20 protein-coding genes are annotated in these 22,558 nt (G+C 62.5%); 12 read left to right on the top strand and 8 right to left on the bottom strand.

What is annotated here, in order from left to right:
• Positions 1-27: 27 nt before the first annotated feature.
• Positions 28-945, top strand: coding sequence for a LysR family transcriptional regulator (locus NCT03_RS29435; protein WP_250494923.1), 918 nt, complete (start codon positions 28-30; stop codon positions 943-945).
• Here NCT03_RS29435 and NCT03_RS29430 read toward each other — a convergent pair.
• From NCT03_RS29430 to NCT03_RS29410, 5 genes are read right to left on the bottom strand one after another with little or no spacing between them, the layout of a single operon-like run.
• Positions 942-2,453, bottom strand: coding sequence for an MFS transporter (locus NCT03_RS29430; protein ID WP_502800441.1), 1,512 nt, complete (start codon positions 2,451-2,453; stop codon positions 942-944). The two genes, NCT03_RS29435 and NCT03_RS29430, sit on opposite strands and share 4 nt — an antisense overlap.
• A 47-nt stretch (positions 2,454-2,500) precedes the next feature.
• On the bottom strand, positions 2,501-3,886 hold the full coding sequence (locus NCT03_RS29425) for a tripartite tricarboxylate transporter permease (protein ID WP_250494922.1): 1,386 nt from the start codon (positions 3,884-3,886) through the stop codon (positions 2,501-2,503).
• Positions 3,886-4,368, bottom strand: a complete 483-nt coding sequence (locus tag NCT03_RS29420; RefSeq protein ID WP_250494921.1) for a hypothetical protein — start codon at positions 4,366-4,368, stop codon at positions 3,886-3,888. The genes NCT03_RS29425 and NCT03_RS29420 overlap by 1 nt, the downstream gene beginning before the upstream one ends.
• A 43-nt stretch (positions 4,369-4,411) precedes the next feature.
• The gene (locus NCT03_RS29415; RefSeq protein WP_250494920.1) at positions 4,412-5,353 is read right to left on the bottom strand and encodes a hydroxymethylglutaryl-CoA lyase; all 942 of its coding nucleotides are present in this window, start codon (positions 5,351-5,353) and stop codon (positions 4,412-4,414) included.
• On the bottom strand, positions 5,346-6,815 hold the full coding sequence (locus NCT03_RS29410) for a hydroxymethylglutaryl-CoA reductase, degradative (RefSeq protein ID WP_284503510.1): 1,470 nt from the start codon (positions 6,813-6,815) through the stop codon (positions 5,346-5,348). The genes NCT03_RS29415 and NCT03_RS29410 overlap by 8 nt, the downstream gene beginning before the upstream one ends.
• On the opposite strand from NCT03_RS29410, the gene NCT03_RS29405 reads away from it, so the two are divergent.
• From NCT03_RS29405 to NCT03_RS29365, 9 genes are all read left to right on the top strand, one after another.
• Complete coding sequence (locus tag NCT03_RS29405) at positions 6,807-8,201, top strand: aminotransferase-like domain-containing protein (protein ID WP_250494918.1); 1,395 nt, start codon at positions 6,807-6,809, stop codon at positions 8,199-8,201. The genes NCT03_RS29410 and NCT03_RS29405 overlap by 9 nt on opposite strands.
• Positions 8,202-8,530: 329 nt before the next feature.
• Positions 8,531-8,818 (top strand): DUF6723 family protein, encoded by a 288-nt coding sequence (locus NCT03_RS29400; RefSeq protein ID WP_250469853.1) that lies wholly within the window; start codon positions 8,531-8,533, stop codon positions 8,816-8,818.
• A gap of 131 nt (positions 8,819-8,949) precedes the next feature.
• Positions 8,950-10,161 (top strand): DUF2252 domain-containing protein, encoded by a 1,212-nt coding sequence (locus NCT03_RS29395; RefSeq protein WP_244831788.1) that lies wholly within the window; start codon positions 8,950-8,952, stop codon positions 10,159-10,161.
• A 237-nt stretch (positions 10,162-10,398) separates the two neighbouring features.
• Positions 10,399-10,602, top strand: a complete 204-nt coding sequence (locus tag NCT03_RS29390) for a cold-shock protein (protein WP_244831789.1) — start codon at positions 10,399-10,401, stop codon at positions 10,600-10,602.
• 224 nt (positions 10,603-10,826) lie between these two features.
• Positions 10,827-11,045: a hypothetical protein gene (locus tag NCT03_RS29385; protein WP_244831790.1), complete on the top strand. Its 219-nt coding sequence runs from the start codon at positions 10,827-10,829 to the stop codon at positions 11,043-11,045.
• A 126-nt stretch (positions 11,046-11,171) separates the two neighbouring features.
• Positions 11,172-11,555: a DUF2946 domain-containing protein gene (locus tag NCT03_RS29380; RefSeq protein ID WP_284503509.1), complete on the top strand. Its 384-nt coding sequence runs from the start codon at positions 11,172-11,174 to the stop codon at positions 11,553-11,555.
• Between the two features lie 204 nt (positions 11,556-11,759).
• Entirely contained in the window at positions 11,760-13,856 is a 2,097-nt protein-coding gene (locus NCT03_RS29375) for a TonB-dependent receptor family protein (protein WP_244831792.1), read from the top strand.
• A 10-nt stretch (positions 13,857-13,866) separates the two neighbouring features.
• Positions 13,867-14,268: a DUF2946 domain-containing protein gene (locus NCT03_RS29370; RefSeq protein WP_250494916.1), complete on the top strand. Its 402-nt coding sequence runs from the start codon at positions 13,867-13,869 to the stop codon at positions 14,266-14,268.
• Positions 14,269-14,378: 110 nt separating this feature from the next.
• Positions 14,379-15,854 (top strand): PepSY-associated TM helix domain-containing protein, encoded by a 1,476-nt coding sequence (locus NCT03_RS29365; RefSeq protein WP_250494915.1) that lies wholly within the window; start codon positions 14,379-14,381, stop codon positions 15,852-15,854.
• A 14-nt stretch (positions 15,855-15,868) separates the two neighbouring features.
• Here the strand turns inward: NCT03_RS29365 and NCT03_RS29360 are convergent, their stop codons facing one another.
• Positions 15,869-16,690: an alpha/beta hydrolase gene (locus tag NCT03_RS29360; protein ID WP_350030183.1), complete on the bottom strand. Its 822-nt coding sequence runs from the start codon at positions 16,688-16,690 to the stop codon at positions 15,869-15,871.
• Between the two features lie 442 nt (positions 16,691-17,132).
• Here NCT03_RS29360 and NCT03_RS29355 point away from each other — a divergent pair, with 442 nt between their 5' ends.
• A complete protein-coding gene (locus NCT03_RS29355) occupies positions 17,133-18,107 on the top strand; it encodes a ferritin-like domain-containing protein (protein ID WP_244831796.1) in 975 nt (324 codons plus the stop codon).
• 240 nt (positions 18,108-18,347) lie between these two features.
• Here NCT03_RS29355 and NCT03_RS29350 read toward each other — a convergent pair whose 3' ends face one another.
• Positions 18,348-20,318: a hybrid sensor histidine kinase/response regulator gene (locus NCT03_RS29350; protein ID WP_250494913.1), complete on the bottom strand. Its 1,971-nt coding sequence runs from the start codon at positions 20,316-20,318 to the stop codon at positions 18,348-18,350.
• Positions 20,319-20,611: 293 nt separating this feature from the next.
• Here NCT03_RS29350 and NCT03_RS29345 point away from each other — a divergent pair, with 293 nt between their 5' ends.
• A complete protein-coding gene (locus NCT03_RS29345; RefSeq protein WP_250494912.1) occupies positions 20,612-21,484 on the top strand; it encodes a cytochrome c oxidase assembly protein in 873 nt (290 codons plus the stop codon).
• On the opposite strand, the gene NCT03_RS29340 is transcribed toward NCT03_RS29345, so the two are convergent.
• The gene (locus NCT03_RS29340) at positions 21,474-22,541 is read right to left on the bottom strand and encodes a LacI family DNA-binding transcriptional regulator (RefSeq protein ID WP_250494911.1); all 1,068 of its coding nucleotides are present in this window, start codon (positions 22,539-22,541) and stop codon (positions 21,474-21,476) included. The genes NCT03_RS29345 and NCT03_RS29340 overlap by 11 nt on opposite strands.
• Positions 22,542-22,558 lie beyond the last annotated feature (17 nt).

Below are 22,558 nucleotides of genomic sequence, written 5' to 3'. Positions count from 1 at the left end.
ACGTTCAACGATTCGCACGGGAATCCCATGGAACTGCGGCATCTGCGGTACTTCATTGCAGTGGCGGAAACCGGCAGTCTGACCGAAGCGGCGGAACAGCGGCTGTTCACGTCGCAGCCTTCGCTCAGCAGACAGATCCGTGATCTGGAAGATCAGGTCTGCACGCGCCTCTTCGAGCGTACCGCGCGCGGCGTGGATCTGATGCCCGCTGGCAAGGCCTTCATGGAGCACGCGAAAATCGCCTTGAATCAGGTCGATGCCGCCGTCGAAGCCGCGCGCCGTGCCGCGACGCCAAGCAAGCAACGTTTCGCGCTCGGCTTTCTCACGGGCCAGGAGATGAACTGGCTTCCGGGCGCCATGCATATTCTTCGCGACGAATTGCTCAACGTCGATGTCACGGTATCGAGCGATTATTCGACCGAACTCGCGGAAGGCGTCGCGCGCGGCAAGCTCGACCTCGCCTTCATGCGCGCGGAGCCGGACTTCGATCTGGCGTATTACATCGTCGATAAAGAACCGCTCGTCGTGTTGATGCCGAGCGATCACGCGTTGACCGAACGCGCCGAGATTGCGCCGCAAGACCTCGTGGGCGAACCGTTCATTGCCATGGCGGGCAAGGCGAAGGTGCTGCGTTCCGTCGTCGACGATTACCTCGAACGCTCGGGCGTGCATATCGTGCCTTCGCAGAGCGTGGATAACCCGGCGATGGTCATGTCGCTCGTGGCATCGACACGCGGTCTCGTGTTGATTCCATCGTACGTTCAGAACCTGATGCCGTGGTCCGTCGTCAGCCGTCCCTTGGCGGGCGATGCACCGACTATCGACCTGGCTGTCGGCTATAGCAAGTCGAATCAGTCGCCGACCTTGCGCCTCTTTCTTTCGCGGCTCGACGAGCTCATCGCGCGTCACGCCGCCGAGCGTCGAATGAACATAAACAACACTTAACGGCCGGAGCGAATCGTCGCGACCGCGACGCCTCCCGCTGCGAAAGCGCATAGCGCGGACAGCAACGCGACGGCGCGCAATGCGCCGGCGACCGCGCTGGCATCGCTGACAGATGCTGCCTTGGAAGCCATCGCGGCGTCGTGCGACCACACGAACACAATGCCGAGCAGCGCAATCGCAAGCAGGCTCGCCACGCGTGCAACCGCATTGTTGATCCCCGATGCCACGCCCACGCGTTCGCTCTCGACCGACGCCATGACGACCGAAGTGAGCGGCGCGACCGTGATCGTGAGGCCGATGCCGAGCACGACGAGCGCGGGAAGAAAGCCCGTCCAGTAGCTGCCGCTCACGAAAGGCAGCGCGAGCATGCCGAAGCCGAAGCCCGCGACGCACGGCCCCACGGTCAACAATGTGCGCGCGCCGAAGCGCCCCGTCACGCCGCCTGTCACGCGCGACAGCAGTCCGATGATGAGCGGCATCGGCAAGAGCGCGGCGCCCGCTTGCGTCGCCGTATAGCCATAGGCGCGAATCAGCGTGAACGGCAGGAAGAACAACACGCCGCCCAAGCCGAAGTACAGCAGCAACGTGACGACGTTCGCGCCGCTGAAGTCGCGCGAGCGGAAGACATCGAGCGGCATCATCGGCGCCGCGCTTTTCGCTTCTATCGCGACGAACACGGCAAGCACGAGCACGCCGACGACCAGCGCGCACAGCACGAGCGGATTCCCGAAACCGCGTGCCGATGCTTCCGTGAGTCCATAGGTCAGCGCCGCGAGTCCCGCCGCCGCGCAGGCCGCGCCGGGCCAGTCGAGGCGCTGTGTCGCGTCGGGCTTGTGGCTGTCGGGAACGGCCAGCATGGCGAGCGCGATGGTCGCAGCGGCCAGCGGCACATTGAGGAAGAAGATCGCGCGCCATGAGTAGGCATCGACGAGCCAGCCGCCCGCCGCCGGACCGAGCGCCGACGTAATTGCGCCAACGCCCGCCCATGTGCCGATGGCGCGTCCGCGCGCTTCGCCCTCGAACACGGCGCCGATGATCGCGAGACTGCTCGGCACGAGGAGCGCCGCGCCGATGCCCTGCACCGCCCGCGCGCCGATGAGCCACGCGGTATCGGGCGCGAAGCCGCATACCGCCGAAGCCAGCATGAAGATGGCGATGCCCGCGATGAACACGGTGCGACGGCCGAGCTTGTCGCCCATCGACCCGCCGACCAGCACGAGCGAGCCGAGCGAAAGCAGATACGCGTTCACGACCCACTGCATGGCCGCGACGCTCGCGCCAAGCTGGCTTTGAATGGACGAGAGCGCGACGTTGACGACCGAGCCGTCGATGAAGGCCATGCTGGAACCGAGGATCGTCGCCGCCAGCGCGAGCCGTTTGCGCCGGCAGGGTCGATCGGTCGCTTCAGGCTGCGTGCGAATGATCAGTTCATCGCACGGACCTTGCGGCGCGGCGTGCCGCACCACGGGAGGCGACACCGCGCGCTCTTTCAAGTCCTTACTCGTCACATTCGCTCCTCGATGGCATGAACCATCAAGGATACGTCCACGCGCGGCTAGCCGCCGAAGAGCTTCGTGATGGCCGGCACGCTCAGGACCGCCGTGTAGTAGCCCATGAACTGCACGCCGGTGTTGAAGCCGAACAAGCGCGACAATAGTCCGCCGATCAGCCCCACGGTCAGGATCACGAGCAGCCCCAGCAGTTGCCCTTCCCACACGCTGATCACCACGATCAAGCCGACGAAGGTCGCGATGATCGCCTCGTGACTCAGCTTGCGTGCGACGAACGACGCCGCGCGATGCGCGTAGTTCATCGACAGTGGATAGGCCACGAGTGCCGCCAGCACCACTGCAAGCAAGCCGAAGCCGAGAAACTGCCAGGTCGTCATCATCGTGTGAAGATTGTTGATGTGACCCGTCGCGGTATCCACGGTAAAGCGCGGCGGCGCGTTGAAGAGCGGCGCGGCCGGTCCCGCCGCGACCGGACTCAGCGGCAGACCGAAAGCGATGAGCGGAATCAGCGCCTCGGCGATATACGTGGCCTCGGTCACACCGTTACGCGCCGAAATCACGGTCGTGAGCCGGTGATACGCATGCTTCACGCGCGAGCCGACGAGTTCGCCGAGCACGACCGTCATGGCGACCGGGCTGAACACGAAGGTCGCGCTGGAGATGGCGGCGGTCGCGACGACCCAGCCGCGTTGCTGGCCATCGAGCACCTTCAGCGGATTCGGGAAGTAACCGCTCCAGCCCTTCACATCGGGCGCGAGCGAAAACGTGCGCGGACGATCGCGCCGCATATGTGCGCGGCCCACGGGCGAAAGTATCGAAAAGAGATCGGCGATAAGCGGCCCGATGGCGATGCCGAGAAAGTAGCTGACCGAGAGCTTGACGCCGTATTTGCCCGTGAGCGCCTGCAAGCCGATAATCAAAAGCACGAACGGCACGAGCAGCAGCACCGAAGCCCAGCGTCCCGACGAAGAGTATGCAATGGCAATGGCCGCCGCCAGAAACACCCACGGCGCGGCCTTCGTGATGACCGGCCCGAACGGTGCGAGCAGCACGGCGAACAGCACCGCGAGCGGGACCGCGACGAATGCCGCGATGATCGCGCCCGAGATCATCTTGCGCAGCGCAATGTGCGGCACGCCGAGATTGCGCAGCATCGTCGCTTGTTGCAGAAGCGGCGTGGCGAGCGTGTCGCCGGGAATGCCGAGCAGTGCGGTGGGTATCGCGTGTGTCATGTGCTTGGAGACCGCGCCCGCCATGAAGAACGAGAATACGCCGACAGGCGGCACACCCAGCAACACGACGAGCAGCGTGAGCGGCGCGAGCGTGGTGGTTTCGTCCGTGCCCGAGATGAGGCCGATGCCCGCAAAGACGACCGCGCCGATGAGACCCATCGACAGCGCGACGAGCAGTTGTTGAACGAGCGGTTCCATCAGCGCGCTCCTTCGCGCACATCGGCGCGCTTTTCGTAATCGGCGAAGAGTTCGTAGAGGCCGAGTTCCTTCATTTCCGCCGCCACCGCGGGCGGCAGATCCGCGACGCGTCCGAGCCCACCCGCTTCGCTCGCAAGTTGCGCGAGCACTTCCTCGCGGCCCGCCGCGCCATGCGCTTCCTCGATCACTTCGCGCTTCGGGCGGAACAGCTTCGCGCAGACCGCGCCCGCAACCAGGCATCCCGCGAGACCGACGAGCATTGCGTAGGCGCGCGCCATCGCCGGGTCGGGTACATAGGCCGCGAGCACGCGATTGGCCGCCGCGAACGCGCCATAGCTGATCGCGATGCCGAGCACGACCGACCAAGCGAGATGCCGCGTATCGACGGTATCGCCCCAGATTTCGACGAGCTTGTAGTCGGCCTCGGCCGCGTTCGTCGTTGCCCGATGACCGCGCTGAGGCGCGGCGAGTTGTTGTTCCATGTCTCCTCCTTATACGGAGTTCGTATCGTATTGATGTCGTGCGTCAAACCTTGCGCGCCGCGCTTTCCCGCTGGCGTTTGCCCTCCAGTGCACGCGCCACGCGCGACGATGTTGCGCGTCCGAGCGCTGCCGAAATGAACGCGCCCGCATCCGCAAGTTTGTCGAGGTCGATGCCCGTCGTCATGCCCATGCCTTCGCACAGGTAGACGATGTCCTCGGTCGCGACATTGCCCGTCGCGCCCGGCGAATAAGGGCATCCGCCAATACCGGATACCGAGCTGTCGAAGGTCGCCACGCCGCGTTGCAGCGCGGCCAGCACGTTGGCGGCACCCATGCCCCACGTGTCGTGAAAGTGGCCGGCGAGCGCCTGCAGCGGAACCTGCGCGGCGCACGCGTCGAGCATGGCTTGCGTCTTGAGCGGCGTGCCCGCACCGATGGTGTCGCCTAGGCTGATCTCGTAGCAGCCGAGATCGTAAAGCCGTTTGGCGACGCGCGCGACCGCTTCCGGCGCGATTTCGCCTTCGAACGGGCAGCCGAGCACGCACGACACATAGCCGCGCACGCGCACGCCTGCCTCGCGCGCCGCGCCGATCACCGGCTCGAAGCGCGCGATGCTTTCGTCGATCGAGCAGTTGATGTTCTTCTGCGAGAACGACTCGGACGCCGCCGCGAACACCGCGACTTCATCCGCGTGTGCGGCGAGCGCGGCTTCGAGTCCCTTGAGATTCGGCACGAGCGCGGCGAGCGTCGTACCCGTGCGGCGCGCGGACGGCAACACGCGCTCGAGCACTTGCGCGCCATCGGCCATTTGCGGCACCCATCTCGGCGAGACGAACGACGCGGCTTCGACATAGCGCACGCCAGCATCGATCAGACGCTCGATCAGTTCGGCCTTCACCGTTGCCGAGACGGGCGACGGTTCGTTTTGCAAGCCATCGCGCGGACCGACTTCGACAATCCGCACGCGCTTCGGAAGCTCATGCATCGCGCGGCCCCCGCAGCAGGCTCATGCCGTAGTCGACGCTCACGTTGCGCGCGGCGACCATCTTCTTCACGACCCAGTCGATATCCGCGCCGCTCGCGCCCGCCGCCAGCGCAATATTGCGCGCGTGCAGCGCCATGTGGCCGCGCTGGATGCCTTCCGTGGAAAGCGCGCGCAACGCGCCCATGTTCTGTGCGAGGCCGACGGCCACGGCGATTTCGCCGAGATCCTGCGCCGATTCGACTTGCATGATCTTCAACGCGAGCCGCGCGAGCGGATGCGTCTTGGTCGCGCCCCCGACGAGCCCCACGGGCATCGGCATTTCAATGGCGCCGACGAGGTCGCCGTTGTTCGCCACCTCCCACGTGGTCAGCGACGTATAGCGGCCACCGCGGCTCGCATAGGCATGCGCGCCCGCTTCGACCGCGCGCCAGTCGTTGCCGGTCGCGACGATCACCGGATCGATACCGTTCATGATGCCCTTGTTATGCGTCGCGGCGCGATACGGATCGATGGCGGCGAAGAGATAGGCATCGACCACACCGGCGATCACGTCTTCGCCCGAATACTCCTTCGTTTGCAGCGTGGCGGCGCTGTAGCGCACGGAGGCGCGCGCAAGCCGCAAGTCCGCGAGATTCGAGAGGATACGCAACCGCACCTTGCCGCCCGTGATTTCCTCGATACGCCCGGCTACGGTTTCGGCCATCGTGTTGACGGTGTTGGCGCCCATGGCGTCGCGAACATCGACGATCAGATGCGCGACGACCATCGCGCCGCGCGGCGTTTCCGGAAACACGTGTACTTCGATATCGCGGCAACCGCCGCCAAGACCGATCAGCACCTTGTCGCGTGCGTTCGCCATCTCGATCAACTCGTCGCGATGCTTGAGGATAGCGAGACGCGCGCCATACGGGTCCGACACGCCGACCACCTGCACCTGCGCGCGCATCAGCGGACCGGTGCTCGACGTGCGAAAGCCGCCTTCCACGCGCGCGAGCTTCGCCATATAAGAGGCTGCGGCGACGATAGACGGCTCTTCCACCGCCATCGGCACCAGCACGTCGCGACCGTTGATCTGAAAGTAGCCTGCGACGGCCATCGGCAACTCGAACGTGCCGATCACGTTTTCGATCATGCCGTCCGCCGTTTCGAGCGGCAGCGCGCCGGGCGTCTTCAGTAGCGCGTGCTCGGCGTCGTCCATGCCAGTCGCCTGGGCAATATGGCTCAGGCGCTGCGCGGGTGACATCGCGCGAAAGTTGGGCAATTGCGAATCTGTCATGTGTCTTCCTCTTATCTCTTTCGATGGATGTCCGATCCGTCGCCCGCGAAGCTTGCGGGCGTGCGGCGGTTGGGCGAATAATAGGCTTGCTGTACCCAATGGAAAGGTACAATTCGAGAAGACAGCGCGCGCACTGTACCCATGACAGACGCGAACATGCGATAAGAGGAAGATGCAATGCGCCATGAGAAGCCCAGCCTGTCAGGAACACTGGCGGACAATCTGGCCAGACAGATCGAAGACGGGCTCCTGCGCGCCGGCGACAAACTGCCTTCCATCAGGGAATACGCTGAGGCGAACGGTTGCTCGAAAAACACCGTCATCAGCGCGTTCGACGCGTTGACCGCGCGCGGTCTGATCGAACCGAGACGCGGCGCGGGCTTTTTCGTCGCGAGCGTCGCCGGGCAGCAACCACCGGATGAAGACGCGCCCACACTCGATCGCGCGATGGATTCCGTCTGGCTCATGCGCGAACAGTTGCAGAGCAAGCCCGACTTTCTCAACGTGGGCGAAGGCTTTCCGCCCGTCGCGTGGCTCGAAGAGACGCGGCTCGATCACTTTCATCAGCGCGTGGTGCGCACGGGCGTCGCGTCGCTCTTTCGGTACGGCAGCCGCTTCGGTTATCTGCCGTTGCGCCAACATTTGCAGCAAAAGCTGGCCGGATACGAGATCGAGGCCGCGCCGCCGCAGATCGTCCTCACGCATGGCGCGAATCAGGCCATGGACATGGTCGTGCGTTACTTCGTGCGCGCAGGCGACACGGTTCTCGTCGATGACCCCGGTTACTACGCGCTCTTCGGCAAGCTCAAACTCTCGGGCGCGAATATCGTCGGCGTGCCGCGCGGTGTGGACGGGCCCGATATCGTGGCGCTCGAAGAGCAGCTCAAGACGCATCGTCCGAAGCTCTTCTTCACGCAATCGGTCGGCCATAATCCGACCGCGACCGATATCAGCGCGGCCAAGGCCCATCGCATCTTGCGGCTTGCCGAAGCGCACGATCTGATCGTCGTCGAAAACGATGCCCTCGCCGATCTCAAGCCGCGCTCGGCCACGCGCATCTGCGCGCTCGATCAATTGCGGCGCACGATCTATGTCGGCAGCTTTTCGAAGTCGGTATCGGCAGCACTGCGGGTCGGCTTTCTGGCGTGCGGCGCGGATCTGGCAAGCGATCTGGCCGACGTGAAAATGCTCACGCACGTCAGCAGCTCGGAATACTGCGAACGCACGCTAGACGCCATCGTCAGCGACGGTCATTTCCTGCGGCATACCAATCGCCTGCAAGACCGGCTGCGGCGCGCGACGGCCAATGGCGTCGAAGTGCTCACGCGTTGCGGCGCGACGCTTTACAAGGTGAGCGATCAGAGTCTGTACCTGTGGGCCAGGCTGCCCGGTTGCGACGACTCCATCGCCTTCGCACGCGAGATGCTCGACAAGCACGTGATTCTCGCGCCCGGCACCATTTTCTCGGCGCACGCGAATAGCGTCTCGCCGTGGTTCCGCTTCAACGTCGGCTATCTCGGCGATCCGCGCTTCGAAAAGGCAATGGAACGGTTTGCGGGCCGCGCGAAGTAACGGCACGTTCCGCGTCGCACGTTACGTGGCATTCGCGTTTGTCCGTGCAGCATTTGGCCATGCCCGCGCCCGTCATCCTTCCCTGGTCCACCAAGCTTATCGACCCGTTGCTTGCGCCATAAGCGTCGCGTTGAGCGGATACCGCTTTCTTTCATCCTGTCGAAACCCGCACGACAAGGCGGCCGATGACTGGAACGGTTAGTGCTGGGTAGTCAGTATTCGCACCGCTCGTCAGGAAGATCGACAAACCCGAGCGGCGCGATGCTCAAACCGTTGCCCCGGTGTCCGGCTGCTTCCCGGCGAGCCCTCGTACGCTACCGATGAAGATCATGACTGGACGAAGACCGAAGCTCGTGCTTTCCCCCTCCCGCTATACCGTTCCCGCGCCTGGCGTCAGCGCCGGCGACTTCGAAATTTATGCGTCGTACCGTGGCTCGCCCACCTCCGGATTTTTCGGCACGCTGAAAGTCGTTAGAAAGACCGACGGCCGTCTGCTCTTTCCGTTCGATGGCGCCGAAACCATTGGTCCATATAGCAAGAAGGACGAAGCCGTCAACGCCGCATCGGCGCGCGGCAGCGAAATCGTCCAGGCGGATATCCGCATTCCGGAGATGTAATCCGCGTCTGCCGCTCAGGCACACGGTGTGCGATTGCATCGCTTCGAAAACGACATGGCGCGCCGGATGATCGGCAGCTAACGTCGAATCGCGCTCGATGCGCCCGTTTTGCCCACGACTACTTGCTCCACATGCTCAAACCTAAAACCAAGGTGCCTGATTCCGAAAGCCGTCAGGACATCCTGAAGCTCAAGCGCAACGCCAAGATGGCACGCTCGACGCATGCCTATGTGCGCGGTAACACGATCAAGTTTTACGACTGGCTCGAAGAAGCCGAGATTCGCAGTTTGCCGCACGGCCCGGCCATCTGGATTTGCGGCGATTGTCATACCGGGAATCTCGGCCCGATCGCGGACGCGAAAGGGAAGATCGAAATCCAGATACGCGATCTGGACCAGACGGTTATCGGCAATCCCGCGCACGATTTGATCCGGCTTGGCTTGTCGCTCGCGACGGCCGCGCGCGGATCGGCGCTGCCCGGCGTTACGACCATCAACATGATCGAAGCGCTGTTCGCGGGTTACGCCGAAGCCTTCGACAAGGATAGCGACGCCAATTCCGTGCGCAGGCCCGAAGTTGTTCGCGTGGTGATGCGCGAAGCGGTACGCCGTTCGTGGAAGCATCTTGCCCGCGAGCGGCTCGACGACGTGCAGCCCACCATTCCATTCGGCAACCGTTTCTGGCCGATCAGCAAGAAAGAGCGCGCCGAAATCGTATCGCTCTTCGAAAAGGCCAGCGTGACGCAACTCGCGACGAGTCTGCGCGGACGCCCGGATACCGGCGAAGTCACGGTGCTCGACGCCGCCTACTGGGTGAAAGGTTGTAGCTCGCTCGGACGTCTGCGCTACGCCGTGCTGCTCGATGTCGACGGCGGCGTGATCGAAGGCGACGATCTGTGCATCATGGACATCAAGGAAGGCGTCAAGGCCGCCGCGCCGCGCTATCCCGGCACGTCGATGCCGCGCGATCACGCCGAACGCGTCGTGGAAGGCGCGCGCCATCTCTCGCCTCATCTCGGCGAACGCATGCGCGCCGCGAGTCTGCAGGGACGGCCGGTAATCCTGCGCGAATTGTTGCCGCAGGATTTGAAGCTGGAGATCGAGCAGATCGGACAAACGGAGGCGATGGAAGTCGCGCGTTATCTCGCGCTCGTCGTCGGTCAGGCGCACGCGCGCCAAATGGACAAGAACACCCGCCGCAGCTGGCTTTCGGAGCTACGGCGCACGAAGACCAAATCGATCGACGCGCCGTTGTGGCTTTGGAGCAGCATCGTCGAACTCGTGGGCAGTCACGAAACCGGCTACCTCGAACATTGCCGGCGCTACGCGCTTGCGGCAGCCTGAGCATGGGTTGCGGGCGGGTTCGGAGCCGGGTTGTTGGACCTCCGGTCCGCCTTTTATTCACGGTGACAAATATATACTTGACTAAAATATGTGGAATTGTGATAATCCGTTCTGAAGTTCAAGAAGTTGATTGCTGCTCATCAATAGTGCGTTTTCCGCGGTATTCGTTGTCCATTCCCTCCTTGCAGCTTCGCTGTTTCAAAGCAATTTTCATCCAAATTTTTTCCAAGGAATATCATGGATACCGGTACCGTCAAGTGGTTTAACGACACCAAGGGCTTCGGCTTTATCAGCCCGGATAACGGCGGCGACGACCTCTTCGCCCATTTCTCCGAAATCCGTTCGGAAGGCTTCAAGACCCTGGTCGAAGCACAGAAGGTAAGCTTCGAAACGAAGCGCGGCCCGAAGGGCATGCAAGCTTCGAACATCACGCCGCTGTAAGCTCCAAGTAGCTTCGTAGCGTGAGGACCCGGGAAACCGGGTCCTTTTTTATATCAGTTGGGTTTTAGTTGAGCCTCGCAGTCCAAATCTCGCAGTCCAGATTTTCTCCCGCGCAGTTCATCAAACAGGCTAATTCGCCTGACATCCTTCAGTTTTCGTTTTTGCGGCATTAGTCCGCTGACTTTCCGTGTTTATTGCCGGAAGGCCTATTCATTAAAATTAAAATGGCACATTCTCAAAACTACCGCGGTTATGCGGTATATCCGTCCGCGCATCGTTTGCGCGATCAAAGCTTCTCCGCGAATCTCCTCCTCGAGCGTTCCGACGAAGATCCCATCGACACGCAGTATCGTTTTTATTCGCTCGGCTATTTTTCGAAAGAAGCCGACGCCGTGAATTACTCACGCATCTGGGCACGCGACTGGATCGACGCGCGCGGCTGATCCAGCCTGCGACATGGATCCACGCAGCATTTCTTATAGCGGGAATTTTTCACGCTAGCGGCGTGTAAAGACAGTTAGCCGGATGGCATAATCGGCTGACTTTCATCTGCCTCCCCGCCTGGGCCTATGCGCAGCCGCACTCATCAACGAACGGGTTCTCTGCTGGCATTGCTTGCAATGCTGCTGATTACGTTCGCGCCGATGGTCTCGCAGCTGATTGCCGCCAATACGCATGACGGCATCCCGCTCGCCGAATTGTGTTCGGCACATGCTGCATCGGGCGATGCTGCTTCCGGTCATCACTCGCCCGACGCGCTCTCGCAATTCGACGGCAAAGCGTGTGGCTATTGTCACTTCTTCGCGCATACACCCGTCGTACCGGGCGCAAGCGCGAGCTTCGCGCTCGATGTTCCCGCAGCACGCGCTATCGCGGTCGCACGGACCGAGATCGAGCGTCCCGCACAGCCGTTCACCACCGCGCAACCGCGCGCGCCTCCCGTTCTGATCTGACTTCGTTTTGCCAACGCAATGCCGCACTGCCGTGAGGCGTTGCGCGGTCTCGCACGTTCGTCTGTTCGTGCGAGTCCCGATCAATCGAACTCGGAGATGAACCATGTTCACCACATTCGAACGTGGCGGCGCTTTGCCGTCCACGCGTCATACGCACGACCCCGCCGGGACGTCTTCCGCGTCTTCTGCACGGGAGACGCAATCATGAGACGACTTGCCAGAAAGGGCGCGCTGATGACAGGCATGACGGCGCTCTTCGCAACGCGCGCCATTGCGCAGACGCCGCAAGACGACGCGACCGCCACACTTCCCGCAGTCATCGTCCAGGGCCAGTCCGCGAACTCGCTGACATCGCAAACTGTGGTCAAGCAAAAGCAGACGCTCGATCAGACCGTCGGCTCCGTGGGCTTCGTGGATAGCGCCGATTACCGCGACACCTACGCGTTCACGTTGCGCGACGTGCTCAAGAACGTGCCCGGCGTGTTCGTGCAGACGCGCTACGGACAAGAGTTGCGCTTGTCGATTCGCGGCTCGGGCATCGCACGCGGCTATCACACGCGCGGCCTCGAAATTCTTCAGGACGGCATTCCCACCAATCTCGCCGATGGCAGCGGCGACTACTACCAGATCGACCCGCTCGCGCTGCAATCCGCCGAGGTCTATAAAGGCGGCAACGGTCTCGCGTATGGCTCGTCGACGCTCGGCGGCGCCATCGATTTCCTCACGCCCACCGCCTACACGGCGGATGCGCCCAACATCGTGCGGCTGGAGGGCGGCAGTTACGGCACCATCCGGGGCAGCGCGCAGTTCTCGCGCGTGGTCGGGCCGCTGGACTTCATCGGCACTTTCTCGGTGAATCATGCGGACGGTTATCGCGATCACGATCGCGGCCAGTACGAGCAGTTCAACGCGAATATCGGTTATAAATTTTCGCCCGATGTCGAAACGCGCTTCTATCTCGGCGCGTACATCATCGATCAGCAACTGCCCGGCACGCTGTCGCTAAGCGATGCCCTGAACAATCCCACGAAGGCTTCCGCGAGCGCGCTTGCCGGCGATCAGGCGCGCGACACGCGCACCGAGCGCATTGCCAATCGCACGACGGTCAAGCTCGATGTCGGACAGCTCGATTTCGTCACGTGGGCCATTCACAAGAGCCTTTATCACCCGATCTTCCAGGTGATCGATCAGGATGGCTGGACCTACGGCTTCGCGCCGCGCTATACGGCGACCATCGACGTGGGCGGCATGCGCAACGATGTGATCGCGGGCGCGCGTTTCTTCGGCGGCAACACCCAGGCGCGGCAGTACGTGAACGTGTCGGGCGAGCGCGGCACGCAAACGCTCGACTCGACGCAAAGCGCCTATAACTACGAAGCGTATGTCGAAGACCGGCTCTTCTTTCTGCCGACCTTCGCCGTGATGGCCGGCTTCAAGGCGCTGCGCGACGTGCGCAAATATGTCGATCATGGCGGTCTCGCCGCCGATCCAAACTACAAGTCGGCGAGCGAAAATTTCAGCGGCGTGAATCCGAAGCTCGGCCTGCTGTGGCAACCGAACAAGGACATTCAGGCATTCGTGGATGTCACGCGCAGCCAGGATGTTCCGGACTTCACCGACCTCACGCAGACCTTCTCGAACACCACGCGCTTCACACCGCTGGCATCGCAACATGCATGGACGCTCGAGATCGGCACGCGCGGCACGCGCGATCGCGTGAGCTGGGACCTGACCGCATATCGCTCGCTCGTGCGTGATCAGCTGCTTCAATACACGACCGATCCCGACATTCCCGCCTCCACGTTCAACGCCAACAAGACCGTGCTGCAAGGCATCGAGGCGGGTGTATCGGTGGATGTGCTGCGCGACATCACGCATGCCGGCGCGGGCGACAAGATTACGTTGTCCGGGCTCTGGAATCTGAGCGATTTCCGTTTCAAGGACGATCCGCAATACGGCTCCAACCGCATCGCAGGCGTGCCGGTGAACGTTATCCGCGCGGCGCTCGGCTATTCGCGGCCCAACGGGTTTCATATATCGGCATCGGTGGACTGGGTTCCGGCGGGCGCATGGGCGGACGACGCCAACACCTTGCGCGTGCCCGGTTACACGCTCCTCGGCGTGCAGGCGGGAATGGATTTTCGCAATGGTCTCTCGGTTTTCGTCGATGCGCGCAACTTGACGAACAAGCGTTACGTGAGCGACATCAGCACGGTCGCCGATGCTCGCACGACCTCGAACGCAATCTTCTATCCGGGCGAAGGACGTAGCATTTTCGCGGGCATGCGCTACGCTTTCTAAGGCATCTTCATTGACCCACCGCGACATGCAGAGCCGTTTCTTTCGGACATGGTGCAGCTTGCTGGGATTGCTTGCGATCCTCATGGCAACGCTCGCGCCTACGGTTTCGCAACTCGTCGTCGCCGCGCGCATGCCGGCCATGACGATGGACGCGGATTGCCCGATGGAACGAATGCAATCGATGAGCGACGACGCAGACCACGCGTCTCACTCGCACACCACGATGCCGGATGGACAAGCATGCGGTTATTGCGGCCTGCTTGCGCATGTGCCCTTCATTCCGGGCTTGCCGGTGAGCTTTGCGGTCACCGCTCGCGCCATCGCGCAACTCGTCGCCACGCGTTTTGTCAGCACGTTACGCATCGAGCCGCGCACCTCGCGCCATGCGCGCGCCCCGCCCGCTTTCTCCTGAAGCCGATATCCGCTTGATCGATGCCGAACGTCGCGCAGGCATGCGCGCGCACTCGCATCGTGATGTCCCGATCCCACGGTACGCCACCGAAAGTGGCATGGAGAAACACAATGCACGCGAAGACCAGCAGCGCCGCCTCGAGTGCGGCCCAGGCGGCCAGCGCATCCCAGGGCAGTTATCGAACGCTATGGCGCTGGCACTTTTACGCGGGGCTCTTCGTGATGCCCTTTCTAATCGTCCTCGCCATCACGGGAACGATCTATTGTTTTCAGCCGCAAATCGAGCCGTTGTTATACAGACAACAAATGGTGGTTGCACCGCGAACCACGCCACGTTTGCCTCCCGATCAACTGATGCACGATGCACGCGCGGCGGTGCCGCATGGCGCGGTCATATCGACAGTGCACGTTCTCGACGATCCTTCTCGCAGCGCCGAATTCGTCTTCAAGCTGCCGAGCGGCGAAAAGGAAAGTGTCTACCTCAATCCGTACACCGGCGCGGTGCTCGGCACGCTAAGCGTCGAGAACCGGTTCATCCAGCTCGATCGCATGGTGCATCGCAAACTGTTGCTCGGCAAGGCTGGCGAGCTGTTGATGGAACTCGCCGCATGCTGGACGCTCGTGATGATCGGCACCGGGGTTGCGTTATGGTGGCCACGTACGAAGACCACCGCGCGCGATGCGCTGCTGCCGCGGCTCTCGCTTAAAGGCCGGCCCTTGTGGAAGAACGTGCATGCGGTAATGGGCATTTGGCTTGCGCTCGGCGCGCTGTTCTTCGTGGTGACGGGTTTGCCGTGGTCGGGCTCCTGGGGCAAAAACTTCAATGCGCTTGCGACGAGCGCGAATATCGGTACGCCGGCGGGCGCTTGGGGCGGCTTGCCCCTGCAATCATCCGTGCCGGGCAAGGCCAGCGTCGCGACCGCTTCGAACAATGCCGGCGAACATCATCACGACGCCGGCAACGGCGATTCCATGCCCGGCATGGTGATGAGCGATCTACCCTTGACGCAAACACCGTGGGCCGTCACGAACGCCGCTGTTCCCGAGTCGCACGCAGCGGAAGGCGCACGCCTGCCGTTGCAGCGCGTGATGGATATCGCGGCATCGCTTGGCGTGGGAAGCGGCTATGACATCGTGGTGCCATCGACGGCAACGGGCGTCTACACCGTCTCCTGGTTCCCCGCCGATCCGAAACTCGAACGCACCCTCTACGTGGATCAATACAGCGGCGCGGTGCTCAAGGACATCCGCTATCGGGACTATGGCGCAGTTGCGCAGGCGGTTTCGTACGGCACGTCGCTGCACATGGGCCGATACTTCGGCTTCTGGAATCAACTTGCGTGCGCGTCGATTTCGCTCGGCCTCGCGGCAATGGCCGTCACCGGCTTCGTCATGTGGTGGAAGCGTCGCCCGCAACGCACGCTCGGCGCACCGGCGCGTGAGCGACTGGCGCCGCCCATGCGCGCATGGAAGACCGGACTCGCGCTGCTTGGCATCGTATTCCCGTTGATGGGACTCACCATGCTCGCCGTCTGGCTGATGGACCGGCTGATGTTCGATCGCGCGTTTCGCCGCATCGCATCATAAGGACATGACGCGCGTCATTTCGCCGACGCAGCACGGCTCGCGTTGAGTGACGTCTGATCGATGAACGCGGTGACGTCGTCGAGCACCGGTGCGACCTTGATGAGCGGCGACAGCGCGCGCACCGGTCGCCCCACGCTCCCGACGATCATCGCGTGATTGATGCCCGCGTACTGCTTCACCTCGACGCTGTCGCCTGCTTCGTTGGCACGCGCCGCGAACCGGAACGTGTTGCCGGGATCGACCGTTACATCCGACAAACCGACGCCCAGAAAGAGCGGCGGCTCGTGGCCGCTTACATGATTGATCGGCTGGCTCGCCGCTCTGAGACTCGCGGGAAAGATGCTCCTGAGCGCATCGTCCTTCAAGGGCAGGAAGTCATACGGACCGGACAACCCTATCGCGCCAGCAAGCGAACTCGTATCCACGCCATCGGCGGCCAGATAGTGCTTGTCCGTGACGAGCAGCATGACGATATGCGCGCCCGCCGAGTGTCCCATCAGGAAGATGCGCTCAGGGTCTGCGCCGTAGTCTTTCGCATGCGCCTTCGCCCATGCAACGGCGGCAGCCGCGTCCTCGACGAAACCTGGAAAAAGGGTGGACGGATATAAGCGGTAATCGGGAATGACCGTGACGATGCCGCGCGACGCCAGCGCCTCGCCCACGAAGAGGTAGTCACGACGGCTTCCCGATTGCCAGCTTCCGCCATAGAAGAACACGACCATCGGCCGGCCGCGTGGGTTATCCGCGGATGCGCGCGGCACATAGATATCGGCTTCGTGCCTGTCGCCTTCTGCATAGGGAACGGCGCGTTGTACGTCGAAATCATTGCTTGGCACGAGTGCATTCAGGAGCCTGACGGGACTGCATGCGGTCAGCGCCGACAACACGGCAAAGCAGGAAACGAGCTTGAGCGATAAGCGGCGAGACTGTAGATACGGCATGTCGGATGAAGAATTTGAAGAGAGCGATTGATGCCACTTACGCTATACGCAAGTGCGTGTCTTGCGGATGCAAAAACATCTTTATTCGAGCACCGTCATGTTTCCCGATGCTCGTCCCGCATCGAGTAAAGAACTCGTCAATCACCGGATAGATGCAAGCATGTGTTACAGCGCGAATCTCTTCGCACGATCTTCAACGTATCCGTCGACGTGGCTGCCAGACATATCGGTCGAGTCTGCTCACCATCGAAACAGTCCGTTGGAGAAGCGCGGCGCATGCCCCTTCGTCCATGCGGAAAACATGTACGCCCATCTACCTGAGATAAAGGAGACTGACATGCTCGAAGATATTGCGGTGACATCGGTGCTCGACCGTCGAGTGGAACGACGTGAAAAGCGGCGCCAGTTCTTTCGGAGTGCTGGCGGCCTGGGACTAGGGCTCGTCGGCGGCACGATTCTCGGCGCCTGCGGGGGCGGCTCGGGCGATAACGCCAATGCCGCAACTGGCCCAACCGATGCCGAGATTCTCAACTTCGCATTGAATCTCGAATATCTCGAAGCAACGTTCTATGCCTACGCAACGACCGGCGCAGGACTCCCCGCCAATCTCATGAGCGGCGTGGGCACGCCAGGCAAGGTCGTGGCCGGACAACAAGTCCAGTTCTCCGATCCCGTCGTCGCCGCTTATGCACGCGAGATTGCCAAGGATGAACTGGAGCACGTGGCGTTCCTTCGCACGGCGTTAGGCGCATCCGCCGTGGCGATGCCCGCGCTCGATGTCGGCGGTGTCGATCCGAACGGGGCCTTCTCGCTCGCGGCCCAAGCGGCGGGCCTGGCTCCGGCTGGCACGGCGTTCAACCCTTATCTGAACGACAACAACTTCCTCCTCGGCGCCTATATATTCGAGGACGTGGGCGTGACCGCTTATAAGGGCGCGTCGCCGCTCATCACGAACAAGACCTATCTGGAAGCGGCAGCGGGCATTCTCGCGGCCGAGGCCTATCACGCGGGTCTCGTTCGCACGGTGCTCTATACGAAGGGAATTCAGACACCGAGCCTCGTGACCGCGACGCAAGCCATTTCCGATGCGCGCGATTCGCTCGATTCATCCAGCGATGTCGATCAGGGTATTGCGGGCGCGTCGTCGCAAATCTCGAACATCGTCCCGCTCGATAGCAACGGCATCGCGTTCAGCCGCTCGTATGACGATGTGCTCAACATCGTTTATCTGAGCAAGGCGGCAGTGAACAAAGGCGGCTTTTTCCCGGCAGGCGTCAATGGCAGTCTGAACATGAGCAGTGCCTTCGTGTAAGTCTTCGCATCACGGGTAGGTTCATCGCGCGGCTCGCTTGCATGGGAGTCGCGCGGAATTGCTTTTACCGCTCAAAGGAGCGCCGAACCATGGGTGACACATCGGTCGGAGACTGGAGAATGCGCGTGCGGCTCAGCGTCGTCGGGTGTTTTCTCGCTGGCGGTGCGCTGTTGCAATGCATGGCGTCGCTGCACTTGTTGCGATGCGGCTTTTAGCCGATTCGCGCGCCTTCTCGCAAGTTCAGGCGCCGAGCATGGCGCGTACGCGATCAAGCAGCGCCTCCGTCGAAAACGGCTTGGTGAGCATCTGCATGCCTGTATCCAGCGAGTTGTTCGCGGTCGCCGCTTGCGCATAGCCCGTGATGAACAACACCGGCAACGCGGGATGATGCATACGGGCGGCATCGGCCATCTGTCTGCCGTTTAGGCCCGGCAGGCCCACGTCCGTAATCAGCAAGTCGACCGGCGTCTTACTCTGCAAGACAGCGAGCCCCGAGGGACCGTCGTGCGCGGTCATCGTCTTGTAGCCCAGGCGCTCGAATAAATCCTGGAGCACCTGGCGAACGGTTTCGTCGTCATCGACGATGAGGATGGTTTCGCCCGCGCCCGTGCCGATCTCCTTGCGGTGGACCGACGCGTCCGGTGCAGCGTCCGCCTGTTCCATCTCTTCCGGAAGAAACAGTCGCACCACGGTGCCGACGCCGACGCTGCTATCGATGGTCACGAAGCCGCCGGACTGGCCGACGAAGCCATAGACCATCGACAATCCGAGGCCCGTGCCCTGCCCTAGCGGCTTGGTCGTAAAGAACGGCTCGAACGCCTGATTGACGACGTATTGCGGCATGCCGGAGCCGGTGTCCGTGACCGCGATGCAAACGTACTGTCCAGGGCGCGCATCCTTGTGCATGCGTGCCTCTTTCTCGCTGATCGTCTTGCGCGATGTCTCGATGGACAACGACCCGCCGTCGGGCATGGCGTCGCACGCGTTGATCGCGAGATTGAGCAAGGCGCTTTCGAGCTGGTTCGTATCGCAGAGCACGAAGCACGGCTCGGCATCCGCGACGACGGAAAGCGAGATGGTCTCCTTCGCCATCTGCTGAATCAGGTCTTCTAGCGATACGACGAGCTCGCAAATATCCACCGACTTCGGCGCGAGCGGCTGCCTGCGCGAAAACGCCAGCAGACGATGCGTGAGCCCCGCCGCGCGCTTGGCCGAAGAGATCGCCATCTCGATGAAGCGATCGAGGCCAGCGGTATTGCCCTTCGCGACGAGATGCCGGATGAGTTCGAGCGGTCCGATCACGCCTTGCAACATGTTGTTGAAGTCGTGCGCGATGCCGCCGGTCAGATGCCCGACCGCTTCCATTTTCTGACTCTGGCGCAGCTGCTGTTCGAGGTCCCGCTGCGAAGTCATGTCGATGCCGACGCCCGTGCGCCGCACCGGCACGCCTGCGTCGTTGAAATGCGTATTGCCGCGCGACAAGACCCAACGGGTAGAACCGTCGGGATGAAGAATGCGGTACTCGAGTTCGAGATCGCCGCTGCGCACGAGGCCGCCCGACATCGTGGACTGCAACGCGGCGCGGTCGTCCGGATGGACATTCGCGAGAAATCCCTCGCGCCTGATGCCGCGCGCGGCTTCCTTGGCGTCGATGCCGTAGAGCTCCGACACGGCTGCATCGCAGAAAAAGCAGTCGCTTGCGACCTCATACGTCCACGCGCCCACGCCGCTGACCGCCGACAGCGCAAGCCGCGCGAAGTCTCGAGAATCGTTCAGTGCGATCTCGCGCTCGCGCAGTTCCGTGATGTCGCGCGCCACGATGAAAATGCGTCCGCGCATGCGATCCACTCGACCGTCCAGCAGACGATAACTGCCCGAAGCCGTGCGCATGCGACTTTTGAATTCAGCGGTGGAACCGTCGCGATCGAGATTTTGCAGTGCATCCAGCGTTTCCTCGCGATCTTCCTCATGCACGAACTCGCCGAGATTCTGGCCGATGATTTCGTCGAGCGACCAGCCGAGATTGCGCGTCCACGCGGGATTGACGTTCGCGAGCGAGCCTTGTTCGTCGGCGACGGCCAATAGATCGCGACTGAGTTGCCACAGCACTTGTTCGTGCGCGTCGTCGCGTGAATTCAGTTGCGCACGCAAGGACTCGATTTCGGCCTGAAGCGCCGCAACGTCCTGATGCGAGGAAGATTCGTCTGTCATCGACTAAAGACTAAAGGCTTTCAAAAGAAACTCTGCGTGCCGAATGCAAGCGATTCGCCGACGATAATACCGTTTTGTCGGCAACGTGAAGGCGTGCGTCGCGGTGACCGACGAGTTTAAGCGGATATGGGTTTTCGCGCGGGATTCGGCCGGCGCGTGGCGCGACTTACCGTCGCATGCAATCGATGTCATACGGCGCGTTCGCGTCGAATACGCGGCGGCGGTCAGCAGAATTCAAGGCGCGGTTGATACCATGCACGCCATTGCACACTCGCACTCTCGCCTGTCTTCTTATGTCGCTCATCAGTTTGCTCGAACCGTGGGAGCCGTCGTACGCGCTGGTTGCCGTGTTTATCGTCGTGGCCGGGCTGTTTGCGCGCGGCGCGCGAAAGGCGCGCATGAGCGTGGCGCGGCGCATCGCGTTCTGGACCGGAATCGTCCTCTTCTACATCGCGCTGCACACGAAAGTGGACTACTACGCCGAGCACCAGTTCTTCGTGCATCGGCTGCAGCATCTCGTGCTGCATCATCTGGCGCCGCTCGTTCTCATGGCTTCGTATCCGGGCGCCGCGCTGCGTGTGGGCCTGCCGTTCGCCTGGCGGCCCCTGCTACGGAACTGGCAACGCAGTCGCGGCGCGCGTCTGCTCGGAGCGGTACTGCTGAATCCTACGGTCATCGGCATGGCGTTCATCGTGTCGGTGCTCGTGTGGCTGCTGCCTTCAATCCAATTCGTGTCGATGCTCGACTGGCGCATCTATCGCTTCATGAACTGGTCCGTCGCGATCAGCGGACTCATGTACTGGTGGATGATCCTCGATCATCGCCCGAGCCCGCCGAGCCGCGCGCGGCCTGGCTTGCGCGTGCTGTCGCCCGTCATCACCATGACGCCGCAAATTCTGGCGGGTGCGTTGATCACCTTCAGCTCGCGCGATCTCTACCCAGTGTTCGAAGTTTGCGGTCGCGCGTTCACGTCCGTTCCGCCCGCGCTCGATCAGAGCCTCGGCGGACTCATCATGTGGGTGCCAGCCGCCGTGCTGGAAACCGTCGGCGCGATGATGGCGCTGCGCTTGATGATGCGTCTGTCGAACTCGCCGCGCGAAAAGGCGCGTCAGGCATCGAGGAGAAGGTCGGCACGACAGGACCGCGTTCACCCGGTCACACGCTAGGCCGCGTGCCCGTGTTTGCAGAAAAGCGCGACGCCACGAAGGCCGGAATGTTCTCGGGCGTGACCACCACGACCGACGACGACAGCGCCACGCCCGAAGCAGGAAGCAGCTTGTGAAACTGCATCACGTGCTGACAGGCCGAACGCATGTCTTGCCGAAGATCGTGGTGCAGCACAGCGGAGATCGCGCCCTCGCGCAGCAGATGCGTGTTCTCCCGGTCCAGATCGTGCGCGACGAAACACTTCGGCCGAAGCCCCAATGCTTCGAGCGCTCGGAGTATCGCGACATTGCCGCCGCCGATCGAATAAACCGCCGCGATTTTTTGGCCACCGCCGACAGCCTGCCTCACGCGTTCTTCCGTCGCCGCGTCGAGACCGTGGCCACCGCTGGCATCGATCAAGGCGAGTCGCGGGTTGCGCGCGCGTAGTGCCTGCCGGAAGCTCAGTTCGCGTTCCTCTTCGCCGCGAAAACGTTCGTGGCTCAACGTGACGAGCACATTGCCCGGCCGCCGACCCAGCCACTGTCCGATGAGATACGCCGCCGTGGCGCCTGCCGCGCGGTTATCGAGACCCGCGTAGGTGATTCGGCCGGACGACGGGATGTCGGTGAAAACCGTCACCACCGGAATGCCACACGACTGAAGCTCGGCAATCGCGCTCGCAATCTCCGGCACATCGCGCGCTTTCAGAAAGACGCCGTGACTGCCCCGGCGCGCGATGTCGCGCAGCGCCTGAACCACCTCGGACGCAACCATGCTTTCGCGCATGAGATAGCGCATACGGAACACGGCGGGATGCAGGCCCGGCACTTCGGCCTCCAGCGCCTCGCGAATCTCGTCGGCGAATCGGCGCGGCGCTTCCACGACGACATCGACGACGATCTTGCGGCCCGTCGTCGCCAGCTGGAATTGCTGCTGTTCCAGTTCCCTGATCGCCTGTTCGATACGCCGCCGCGTATGTTCGCGCACGTGCGCCCGCCCGTTCAGCGCGCGGTCCACGGTGGCGGTGCCGACACCCGCCTGAAGCGCGATTTCCTTGATCAGAAACGGGTGAGACATGGCTTCGCGTCCCGGCG

This window comes from Caballeronia sp. GAWG1-1, from assembly GCF_023631465.1.
Lineage (GTDB): Bacteria > Pseudomonadota > Gammaproteobacteria > Burkholderiales > Burkholderiaceae > Caballeronia.
This window is presented reverse-complemented; position numbering and strand designations above follow the sequence as displayed.

Bases quoted from the DNA above. Each gene is read 5' to 3' on its own strand.
- NCT03_RS29435 (WP_250494923.1), top strand. From the start codon at position 28: ATGGAACTGCGGCATCTGCGGTACTTCATTGCAGTGGCGGAAACCGGC.
- NCT03_RS29425 (WP_250494922.1), bottom strand. From the start codon at position 3,886: ATGGAACCGCTCGTTCAACAACTGCTCGTCGCGCTGTCGATGGGTCTC.
- NCT03_RS29420 (WP_250494921.1), bottom strand. From the start codon at position 4,368: ATGGAACAACAACTCGCCGCGCCTCAGCGCGGTCATCGGGCAACGACG.
- NCT03_RS29415 (WP_250494920.1), bottom strand. From the start codon at position 5,353: ATGCATGAGCTTCCGAAGCGCGTGCGGATTGTCGAAGTCGGTCCGCGC.
- NCT03_RS29405 (WP_250494918.1), top strand. From the start codon at position 6,807: ATGCGCCATGAGAAGCCCAGCCTGTCAGGAACACTGGCGGACAATCTG.
- NCT03_RS29410 (WP_284503510.1), bottom strand. From the start codon at position 6,815: ATGGCGCATTGCATCTTCCTCTTATCGCATGTTCGCGTCTGTCATGGG.
- NCT03_RS29400 (WP_250469853.1), top strand. From the start codon at position 8,531: ATGACTGGACGAAGACCGAAGCTCGTGCTTTCCCCCTCCCGCTATACC.
- NCT03_RS29395 (WP_244831788.1), top strand. From the start codon at position 8,950: ATGCTCAAACCTAAAACCAAGGTGCCTGATTCCGAAAGCCGTCAGGAC.
- NCT03_RS29390 (WP_244831789.1), top strand. From the start codon at position 10,399: ATGGATACCGGTACCGTCAAGTGGTTTAACGACACCAAGGGCTTCGGC.
- NCT03_RS29385 (WP_244831790.1), top strand. From the start codon at position 10,827: ATGGCACATTCTCAAAACTACCGCGGTTATGCGGTATATCCGTCCGCG.
- NCT03_RS29380 (WP_284503509.1), top strand. From the start codon at position 11,172: ATGCGCAGCCGCACTCATCAACGAACGGGTTCTCTGCTGGCATTGCTT.
- NCT03_RS29375 (WP_244831792.1), top strand. From the start codon at position 11,760: ATGAGACGACTTGCCAGAAAGGGCGCGCTGATGACAGGCATGACGGCG.
- NCT03_RS29365 (WP_250494915.1), top strand. From the start codon at position 14,379: ATGCACGCGAAGACCAGCAGCGCCGCCTCGAGTGCGGCCCAGGCGGCC.
- NCT03_RS29355 (WP_244831796.1), top strand. From the start codon at position 17,133: ATGCTCGAAGATATTGCGGTGACATCGGTGCTCGACCGTCGAGTGGAA.
- NCT03_RS29350 (WP_250494913.1), bottom strand. From the start codon at position 20,318: ATGACAGACGAATCTTCCTCGCATCAGGACGTTGCGGCGCTTCAGGCC.
- NCT03_RS29345 (WP_250494912.1), top strand. From the start codon at position 20,612: ATGTCGCTCATCAGTTTGCTCGAACCGTGGGAGCCGTCGTACGCGCTG.
- NCT03_RS29340 (WP_250494911.1), bottom strand. From the start codon at position 22,541: ATGTCTCACCCGTTTCTGATCAAGGAAATCGCGCTTCAGGCGGGTGTC.